This window comes from Nonomuraea sp. NPDC003709, assembly GCF_040610775.1.
GTDB classification, from domain to species: Bacteria; Actinomycetota; Actinomycetes; order Streptosporangiales; family Streptosporangiaceae; genus Nonomuraea; species Nonomuraea angiospora_A.
This window is the reverse complement of the sequence record NZ_JBEXMW010000068.1, coordinates 1-9,312: the sequence shown is the minus strand read 5'-3', so window position 1 is coordinate 9,312 and position 9,312 is coordinate 1. Positions and strand designations below refer to the sequence as shown.

The following is a 9,312-nucleotide window of genomic DNA, read 5'->3' as shown; positions in this document are numbered from 1 at the left end:
GTCGATCCGCACGTCGCGGTCGGCGCCGTGGGCGGCGGCCAGGATGAGCTCGCGGGCGGCTTCCTCCGAGGGCGCGACGACGGGACCGATGACACGGTGGGGGCCGGCGTTCCAGGCCACGGCGAAGCCGCCGTCGGTGACGACCATGCGCTCGGCCGTGGCCAGCAGGGCGGTCAGCGCCTTGCTCCGGTCGGCCCCGGTGACCTCGGCGTCCAGGTCGAGGAGCGCGGCGTGGTCGTCCGGTGTCGCCACGCGGACTCCGGACGACCCCGCCGCCCCTTCCATCGGGCCCATAGTGATCGTCAGGCTGCCCGTGGGCCGGAAGCCCAGCCGCTCGTAGACGGGGCGCCCGAACCGGGTCGCGGTCAGCTCCACGATGCGGTCTCCGGCGGCCTCCAGGGCGTGCTCCATCAGCCGCGTGCCGAGCCCCTGCCTGCCGTACCTGCTGGCGACCAACATCATGCCGACATCGGCCAGCGAGTCGCCGTAGCGGGTCACCACGACGCACCCGGCCAGGCCGTCGCCGTCGGCCGCGTCGACGGCGTAGACCTCACCCGTCTCGAACATCAGCCGCCATTTGGCCTCGTCGGTGGACCACTCGCGATCGCTTTCGAGCCGCTGGCACAGGGGCAGTTCCTCGGGACCAAGAAGTCGAATATCACTCACAGGCGCGAACCTACTCTGTCTGCCACCCCGGCACAGCCTCGGAAGTACCAGAGCCTGTACGGAGTCGAGATCACAGCGCCGGTCTGCGGTTCTGGCAGGTCCTCGCCATGGCGCGCCAAGACCTCACCGACGTGATCGAGCCTCACTCGGTAACCGGCAGGCAGGCACCGCGAGAACGACCCGATCGGCCCGAGCCCGGCGTCGGCGGGCGTACGTACAACCTGTCTACAGGTGCGGTCCGAGCAGGCTCAGGTCGGCGGGCGAGAGCCGGTCGGAAGCGGTCGCCGCCTGATGCCAGTACGGGTAGAGCAGCGGCTGGCGGCTGACCTCGTCCAGCCGGGCGCGCTGCTCGGCCGTCAGCTTCAGGTCGGCGGCGGCCAGGTTGTCGGCCAGTTGCTCGCTGGTGCGCGCGCCCACCACCAGCGACGTGATCGCGGGCCGCCCCAGCAACCAGGCCAGCGCCACCTGCGCCGCCGACACCCCGTGCTCCCCGGCGATGTCGACCAGCACCTCGACGGTGTCGTACAACTGCTCCTGATCGCGTACGGGAGGCTCGTTCCACTCGGTGAGCTGGCGTCCCTCGGACGGCTGGGCGTCCCGCCGGTAGCGGCCGGACAGCAGGCCGCCGGCCAGCGGGCTCCACACCAGTACGCCGAGGCCCTGGTCGATCGCGGCCGGGATCAGCTCGTACTCGGAGTCGCGGGCCTGGAGGGAGTAGTAGATCTGCTGGCTGACGAAGCGCGGCAGGCCGAGCCTGTCGGCGGCGCCCAGGGCCTTCATGAGCTGCCAGCCGGTGTAGTTGGAGACGCCGACGTACCGGACCTTGCCGGCGGTCACCAGGTGATCGAGCGCCGCCAGGGTCTCCTCGACGGGGGTGCGGCCGTCCCATTCGTGCACCTGGTACAGGTCGATGTGGTCGGTGCCCAGGCGGCGCAGGCTCGCCTCCGCCCCGGTGATGACGTGGTGGCGCGACAGCCCGGCGTCGTTGGGGCCGTCACCCATCGGCATGCGTACCTTGGTGGCCAGCAGCAGGTCGTCACGGCGGCCCTGGATCGCCTTGCCGACGATCTCCTCCGACAGGCCCGTGGAGTACACGTCGGCGGTGTCGATGAGATTGACACCGGCGTCCAGGCACATGTCGATCTGCTTGCGCGCCTCCTCCACCCCGGTGTCGCCGACGTAGGCGAACTTGCCCCCGCCGCCGAACGTCATCGTGCCCATGGTGAGCACCGATACCCGCAGCCCCGATCGTCCCAGCTCGCGATATTCCATCCCGTCATCATTCCAATCGGCGAGCGGCACCGCCAGGACGCCCGCCCATGGGAGGTGTCCCGTTCCGTGACTCCCCATACTGATCACCAGCTAGAGCCGGTGGTTTCGTCTTCGCGGGCGCCCCAGGCGTACTGCGTGCGGCACGGATGGTCGACGACCTGCGTTTCCACCGTGAGATCGCGGGTGGCACGGCATCCGGAGATGCGCTTCGCCGGACCCAACACTGGTTGCGTGACGAGGCACGGCATATCGACGCTGTCCTCGCCATGGAGAACGCACTTGACTCTGGCCGAGTTGTCCCGGCGGGATGTGACGCGCATGTTCGTTGCGCTGGGACGGGCGGAATCCGTACGGTGAGCCGATCAGCGCATCCACGTTGGAGCCGGCCTGTGAACCATGCGGTGCGCGAGGATCTGATCGACCCCAACCCCGCGCAGGGCGTACGGCTGCTGGCGCCGGCGCAGATGCATCCAGTGGTGTGGACGGCTCGGCGGGAGGCGGCCTGGCGGCACGGAGGAGAGCGGCCGCCTGTGGCGGTGTGGACGGTGGAGCAACTGGCTGCCTTCCTGCGTCTCGCACACGAAGACCCGTTGTTCGTGTTGTGGTGGCTGGTCGCCTTGCGTGGGCTGCGGCGTGGCGAGGTCACGGCCCTGCGCTGGGTGGACGTCGCCCTGGGGCGGCACCGACCAGCCAGTGCTCGTGTTCCGTTCCGCGGTCCTGGCCCACGTCCACGACCGCCTCGGCCAGGAAGGGTTGGAGCGTGCCCGCCGACGGATGATCGACGCCGACGCGGAGTAGATCCCGGAGGGCCGGGCCGACCTGCCCGGTACCTTCGAGTGGATACCCTGCGCGCTGAGGAGGTGAACGACCTCCTGATCGCCCTCGACGGAACCCTGTTCGCCGAGCACAAGAACGTGAGGTGCGGTGGCAAGGGACTGGCCTTCGCGCCGGGCGCGTACACTCAGTCCAGCCGCCTGCGCGGCCGTGGTCGCTGCGGACGCCGTACCGGCCTCCTGGACAAGTCTTTCAACTGCTCCCAGACCTCATGGCCGTGCTCGAGGTCGGCCATAGGGTTGGCGATCTTGTTGAACGCCGCGACCGGGGTCACCTGCCTGCCACCATTGTCGTCCCATACGGCAACGAGACCGTAGTCTTCCCAGTCGAAGCCCTCAAGCTTCTCAACAGGTATCCGAGTGGTCTTGCGGCCATTTATGATCACTACTTCGCCAGGAGCGACGGTGACGCCGACCATGGCATTGCGGACGGCCAAGGCGCCGCCCACCACGAGTCCCACCGCCATCAGGCCAAGCAACGGCAGACCACTCAGGGTGAGTTTCCACGCGCCCAACACACCCGCACCTGCAGTCATGATCGCGATGGGAGCGACACATGTGACTATCCGCCGTCCTAGACGAGGTCGGAAGGTCACCTGCTGACGTCCCGAGTTGTCGCTCACTCTTGTCTTGTCCTCCTCGATGGGCTCGCGCGCAAGATGTCCGAAACTCCCATCACGCCGGAGCCGTGCCCTCGTCGGCGCGTCGCTACGGGATTTCTCGGTCGGAGCCTCTCAAGCGGCACTGTCATCTAACTTGCACGTCGCTGTCCGTTGAGGGGCCACGGTGATGCGGAATGTAGGCGCTGGCGGTTTGCGGATGGCGTTCCTGCTTTGAGTATCCGAGTCGGCGCGCGGATAGCCTCCCGCCTATGCGTAAGGCCCTGCTGCTCCAGGTTGCCGCGTACCTGGAGCAGGCCATGCCATGGGAGTAACTTCGACGAACTCGGTGCTGACATGCTGTTTCGCTGGCGCTATATCCGAGGTCGGCATGCGCTCTGGGTGCTACAGCAGTCGTTCGCTTCGGGCGGCTGCTTCTTCTCGGGTCGCGGTGAGGAATGCCTGGCGGAGTTGTTGTTGCCGTGCATTCTCGACGTTGGCAGGGGTGGGGCGTTGGGGGTCGGTGTGGTGCTGGTAGAGCTGCCAACAGGTGTGGATGCCGTGGAGCAGGTTGTCGAGGAGGTCGGGGGCGGGCCGGGCGGGGTCGAGCGAGGTGAGGGGCAGGTAGATGCTGTCGGGGCTGAGATCGATTCCGGGGTGGTCGGTGTGCGCCTTGCTGATGAGTTCCTGGGCGGCGGTGATGCGGTGTTGGACTTCGAGGATGCCGCGCAGGTGGCCGTCGGCGATGTGGAGAGCGTTGCGGATGAGGGGCATGACCACGTGCCGGGTTCGGGCGCCGGCGTGCATGGCTGTGGTGATGTCGGTGAGGCTTTCGAGGGCGAGGGGTTTGTCGTACTGCTCGGCCCTGGCGACCACCTGGATCGGGTGCATGCCGGTGTGCCGGGCAGTGATGGTGACGGCGGCGTAGAACCAGTGGGCGGCGGCGATGGCGGCTGCGGTGGGATCTACCTGCGTGAAGGGGTCCTGGCTGCCGAAGGGGTTGTCACGTAGCAGGCGGTCAGCTTGGGAGATCTGCAGGGGTGAGGCGTCTTCGCGGCTGAGGGCGACGGCTTGTTGGGCGCGGTCGGACAGGTCGCCGCGTTCGGCTTGTTCGATGGCGGCCAGTTCGGCGGCGATATCGGTGGTGACGTGCGTGGTGAGCTGAGAGGTGCCGAGCGCGCGCAGGGCATGGGCGACGGCGTGTGCGGTTTGTTCGACCTTGGTGCCGATCGGCTGGTCGCTGGGTCGCGTGGTGGCGATCAGGGCGGGGAGGATTTTGTCGAAGGCGTCCCGTTCCTGTTGCCGGTGCCAGCCGAGGCTGTGGGGGCTGTGCCGGTCGGCAGCGGTGGCGGGGTGCGTGTACGAGCGCCAGCAGATGTGCGACAGGCGGGTCAGTTCCGCGGCGAGTCGGCGGGTGTTCTGGTGGAGCTGGTCGTGGGTCAGCCGGGCCACGACGGTAGCGGTGTCGCCGATGCCGGTGCTCCACTGCGCGAGAAGCGTGTTGTGGGCACGGTCGATGGCATACCGAGTCACGAAGACCTCTTCAAAGGAAAGGGGAGGACCAGAGAAGGAGAGCTTTGCTCGGGGCAGTTTCTGGTCATGCCCAGGATGCTGGATCTGCCGCTCACGTGACGCCTTTTTGACGTTGTTGCGAATGCCTGATCAGCGGTTTTGCTCAGAGATGCGGCATAATTCCTTCTCCTGCGCCGGTTACGACGCGGCGTGGCACTGTCGGCTCCTGGGCGCAGCGATGGCATACCGCTTCGCGAGGACGGGTGTACCACTGCTTCGGAGGCCGTCGCGGGGTGCTGGACCGGCAGGGTGTGAGACCTGATGCGGCGGACGTGCCGACGATCCGGCGGCACGACCTATGCCACGGAGCAGTCACGAAAGCGTTGGCGTCGTGTACCGAGCTCAAGGTGGTGCAGCGCCTGCTGAGGCATGCCGGCATCGTGCTGATCGCCGACACCTATATCTCGCTGCTGCCGCACCTCAGTCACGGCAGCGTCCGGATGGCCGCGCGGCTGGTGCTGAAGGCGGTGCGGGCGACCAACCGGAAGATCGGTAAGGAGCGGGCTGAGGCGTGACTCACCTGTGGCTCACCATCAGATGACGCGACTACAGATCCACGCGAAGCCGCAGGTCGGTGTGGTGAGGCGGGGTGGGACTTGAACCCACGACCTACGGATTATGAGCGGCCGCCACTGAGGGCCAAGACATTGTCAGAAGCGGGCGACATCCTCGACGTATCTGAGGCTCTTCTCCCGAACGTGTAGCCAGGTGTTGATCAGACCGCGCTGGCTGCGGCGGATGGTGCGCGGCGCGTGGCACCAAGAAAGGGACCCAACAGCACACCGAGCTTTCGAGGCTCATTAATAGCTGAACTCGAATTCCCAGGTGGGCACCCCGGAACCGCCGGACACAGGGGCCCCGTCCGACATCATGTCAACAACCGCATCGACGGTGCCGTGCGGGAACTTCTTCGTCAGCCCCGGAAGCTGGCCGAACGGATCGAGTTCCTCGAAAGGCTCATCAAATTGCCAGCCTTCCCGGTGCATCACCGCCAGCGCATCCCGCACGTGCTGGACACCCGCCACAGTTACGACCACGCTGGCGCTCGGTGAGGGAATCAAGTCAGGGTCCGGTTCGAACTGGCAGTTATCCTCACGGTCGATGGCTGTGACCGAGTCCGCGGGGAACAACCGGGTCAGCAACGGGGTCACGTCCCGTTCCAGCACAGGATGCTGCTGCGCCACGCGTATCTTGCACGTTGTCAGAACCACCGCCGCGTACCCGTAGGTCGGGGTGAAGCACAGCGCCGCGACCGCTAGGACCGCAACCGCTATTTTGATCATCCTCACCGGCCTCAGCATGCCACCCCCGCCATCCGGTCAGGTCGAGTGGTGCAACTGCGGCCCCAACTATGTCCCGCGTCGATCTCTTACAGCTTCAGTGGACTCGACAGCGTCGACAGGCGGACGCCGCGCAGGCCACGGAGTGCAGGGAACGCAGGAACTCGGTCCAGAACGCTTGCTCACCGACGGTCAGGCCGAGGACCTCGCGGTGGTCGTCGGCGATGACGACCACCTGGGAGACGGCGCCGTGGGCCACGCGCCGAAGTTCGGCCGGACGCGGCAGCTCGGCATGGTGTTCGGCGAGCACCTGACGTACGCCTTCAACGATCCGCAGGCGGCCCGCGAGGGCATCACCTGCGCCACCCAGAGTTGTCGGTGAGGGTCCATGGGCTGGGGCGCGACGCCGAGGTGCCTCGGCCGACGAACTCGCGACCTGATCGGGGACGGCCTCTACCCGTTCGGAACATCTACTGGGAACTCTAAAACGCCCTACGGATAAAGACGGTCGTGACAACCACCTCAGAACGGGAGCTCGTCTTGACGGATCCCCCACCTCCCGACGACCACCGGCCATCGGTACGCGGCCAGGCGGGGTTGGCGGATTGCCAGGACGACTCCGCCATCATCGCGGCATCCCTGGACGTACCGGAGCGCTTCGCTGCGCTCTTCGACCGGCACGCTACCGTCCTGCACCGCTACGTCGCGCGTCGCCTTGGGCCCGACCATGCCGAGGACGTGGTGGCCGAGGCGTTCACCAGGGCCTTCGAGACGCGCCACCGGTACGAGTTCGGCCGTACGGAGGCGTTGCCCTGGCTGTACGGCATCACCACGAACGTCATCGGCCTGCACCGGCGTGCCGAAGTGCGCGGTTACCGGGCCATGGCACGCACGGGCGAGGACCCCGTGGTCGCGGCGTTCGACGAGCGGGTGGCCGCCCAGGTCTCCGCATCGGCCACCCGGCAGCGCCTGGCCGCCGCGCTGGCGAAACTCGGCCGCGGTGAGCGGGACGTGCTGCTGCTGATCGCCTGGGGCGATCTCACGTACGAGGAGACGGCCCAAGCGTTGCAGGTGCCCGTCGGCACGGTGCGATCGCGCCTGTCACGAGCCCGCCGCAAGGTCGCGCACGCTCTGGGCGGCACCAATCCCATCGAGACGAGAGAAGAAGACCGTGAACGACCTTGAGCTGATCAAGCAACTCCGCTCGGAGGTGGCGGAAACCAACCCGGACGCCTTGACCGGCGCGCGGGGGCGGCTGCTGGCCGTGATGGCCCGCACGGCGGCTCCTCGGCGCTCCCGGCGGCCGCTGACCGTGCGGGTCACGGGCCTTGCCGCCGCCGCGCTCGCGGCGGCCGCCGCCGTCGTGATCGCCACGGGTCAGGCCGCCGCGCCCGTCAAGCCACCGGCCTCCGCCGGTGAAGTCCTGCCCCTGACCTCGGCCAGGAACGTCCTGCTCGTGGCCGCCGAAAGCGCGGAGCGTACGCCACAGGGTTCGGGGACCTACTGGCACATCAAACGGGAGAGCGCGGACGGCCGGCACTTCTGGGGGGAGAGCTGGACCACGCGCGACGGGCAGCGGTGGAGCAGAGGGGAGCCAGGCAACGGGCCCGGCGTGGTGAAGGAGCCCTCGGGCACGTTCTGGCTCGGACCCGCCGACAGCGGCACCGAGGTCTCCATGGAGGATCTCGAGGCGTTGCCGACCGACCCCGAGGCGTTGCGGCAGAAGGTCACCGCGATGCAGAAGGGTGGTCCCGTCGGCGAGCACGACATCGCCCTCCTGCCGCTGGCCTCGCTGATCGCGGAGCTCCCCGCGCCCGCGGACGTCCGATCGGCGGCGTTCCGCGCCCTCGCCGAGCTGCCGGGCGTGCAGCGGCTGGGCGCGGTCGAAGGCGGCGAGGAGCTGATGATCCAGGGCGGGAAGCATGAGAGCAAGCTGGTCGTCGATCCGGAGACATCCCAGGTGATCCGCACCAGTTGGCTCCCCACCGCTACGGGAGGGCTGACGGGTACGAACCGCGGGTTGTTCATCAAGTTGACCACAGGTTGGACGGACGAGCTTCCCCGGTAAGGGCCTTCTCCTTCGTACGTGAGGTAGATCATGACTTTAGGCAAGTCGCTCCTCGCCGCTTTGCTGGCGGGGACGATCGGTGTCACACCCACACAGACACCGGCATCACAGGCTCCATCCCCACCGGTGAACGGGGTGACGCTGATCACCGGTGACCGGGTGGTGGTCACCGGTCAGGGGCATCGCGTGGAGCCAGGGCCCGGTAGGCAGATCGACTTCTCCAGCCAGGTGCGCAGGGGCCACCTGTATGTGATCCCGTCGGATGCCGCGCCGTTGCTCGCCCAGGGTGTGCTGGACCGGCGGTTGTTCGACGTCACCCAACTGCTGGCCTGGCGGTACGGCGATGCCGACACCCCCGACATCCCCGTCATCGAACAGGGCATCACCACGTCACTGGGTTCCTCGCAGGTGCGGCGGCTGTCCAGTCTGGGCATGAGCGCGGCACGCGTGCCCAAGGCGAACGCCGCGCAGACCTGGCGGACTCTCACGGGAGCTCGCACTCTGGTGGCGGGCCGTACCAAGTTGTGGCTGGACGGCCGCAGGAGCTTCTCGTTGGACGAGAGCGTCAAGCAGATCGGCGCGCCGCAGGCGTGGCAGCAGGGCTTCACGGGCAAGGGCGTCACGGTCGCGGTCCTCGACTCCGGCTACGACCCTGACCATCCAGACCTGAAGGGCGCGGTGACGCATGAGGGGAAATTCAGCAACGAACCGGATATGCGCGACAACAGCGGCCACGGCACCCACGTCGCCTCGATCGTGGCCGGCAGAGGGGAGAAGTACCGGGGCGTGGCCCCGGAGGCGGGCCTGGCCATCGGAAAGGTGGGCGAAGGCAACGGCCTGACCGAGTCTGAAGGCCTTGCCGGCATGGAGTGGGCCGCCGTCGAGGTCAAGGCCAAGATCGTCAACATGAGCTGGGGCGGTCCTGACGGCCCGGAGCTGGATCCGCTGGAGCAGGCGGTCAACACGCTGTCGGAACAGACCGGCACACTGTTCGTCGCCGGGCGTCGAGCTGTTCCAGCGTC

10 protein-coding genes are annotated in these 9,312 nt (G+C 67.8%); 5 read left to right on the top strand and 5 right to left on the bottom strand.

Features of this window, described 5'->3' with window-relative positions; translation table 11 throughout:
• From ABZX61_RS65485 to ABZX61_RS65470, 4 genes are all read right to left on the bottom strand, one after another.
• A partial coding sequence (locus ABZX61_RS65485) for a GNAT family N-acetyltransferase (protein ID WP_355213172.1) occupies positions 1-666 on the bottom strand: 666 nt, incomplete at its 3' end.
• A 225-nt stretch (positions 667-891) separates the two neighbouring features.
• The gene (locus ABZX61_RS65480; protein ID WP_355213171.1) at positions 892-1,938 is read right to left on the bottom strand and encodes an aldo/keto reductase; all 1,047 of its coding nucleotides are present in this window, start codon (positions 1,936-1,938) and stop codon (positions 892-894) included.
• A 961-nt stretch (positions 1,939-2,899) separates the two neighbouring features.
• Positions 2,900-3,307 (bottom strand): hypothetical protein, encoded by a 408-nt coding sequence (locus ABZX61_RS65475; RefSeq protein ID WP_355213170.1) that lies wholly within the window; start codon positions 3,305-3,307, stop codon positions 2,900-2,902.
• A 468-nt stretch (positions 3,308-3,775) separates the two neighbouring features.
• Positions 3,776-4,903, bottom strand: a complete 1,128-nt coding sequence (locus ABZX61_RS65470; RefSeq protein ID WP_355213168.1) for a hypothetical protein — start codon at positions 4,901-4,903, stop codon at positions 3,776-3,778.
• A 386-nt stretch (positions 4,904-5,289) separates the two neighbouring features.
• Between ABZX61_RS65470 and ABZX61_RS65465 the strand changes: the two genes are divergently transcribed.
• Positions 5,290-5,457, top strand: a complete 168-nt coding sequence (locus ABZX61_RS65465; RefSeq protein WP_355213167.1) for a hypothetical protein — start codon at positions 5,290-5,292, stop codon at positions 5,455-5,457.
• Positions 5,458-5,742: 285 nt separating this feature from the next.
• Here ABZX61_RS65465 and ABZX61_RS65460 read toward each other — a convergent pair whose 3' ends face one another.
• Complete coding sequence (locus tag ABZX61_RS65460; RefSeq protein ID WP_355213166.1) at positions 5,743-6,231, bottom strand: hypothetical protein; 489 nt, start codon at positions 6,229-6,231, stop codon at positions 5,743-5,745.
• Positions 6,232-6,400: 169 nt separating this feature from the next.
• On the opposite strand from ABZX61_RS65460, the gene ABZX61_RS65455 reads away from it, so the two are divergent.
• The 4 genes from ABZX61_RS65455 to ABZX61_RS65440 form a co-directional block, all read left to right on the top strand.
• Positions 6,401-6,604, top strand: a complete 204-nt coding sequence (locus ABZX61_RS65455; RefSeq protein ID WP_355213165.1) for a hypothetical protein — start codon at positions 6,401-6,403, stop codon at positions 6,602-6,604.
• A 128-nt stretch (positions 6,605-6,732) separates the two neighbouring features.
• Positions 6,733-7,407 carry an RNA polymerase sigma factor gene (locus ABZX61_RS65450; protein ID WP_355213163.1) on the top strand — a complete coding sequence of 225 codons (675 nt, stop codon included), beginning with the start codon at positions 6,733-6,735 and terminating at the stop codon, positions 7,405-7,407.
• On the top strand, positions 7,394-8,290 hold the full coding sequence (locus ABZX61_RS65445) for a CU044_5270 family protein (protein WP_355213161.1): 897 nt from the start codon (positions 7,394-7,396) through the stop codon (positions 8,288-8,290). The genes ABZX61_RS65450 and ABZX61_RS65445 overlap by 14 nt, the downstream gene beginning before the upstream one ends.
• A gap of 126 nt (positions 8,291-8,416) precedes the next feature.
• On the top strand, positions 8,417-9,312 hold an 896-nt coding region (locus ABZX61_RS65440; RefSeq protein WP_355213159.1), incomplete at its 3' end, for a S8 family serine peptidase.

What these genes read in the sequence shown, in the direction of transcription:
- ABZX61_RS65480 (WP_355213171.1), bottom strand. Translation starts at nt 1,938, where the DNA reads ATGGAATATCGCGAGCTGGGACGATCGGGGCTGCGGGTATCGGTGCTC.
- ABZX61_RS65475 (WP_355213170.1), bottom strand. Translation starts at nt 3,307, where the DNA reads ATGACTGCAGGTGCGGGTGTGTTGGGCGCGTGGAAACTCACCCTGAGT.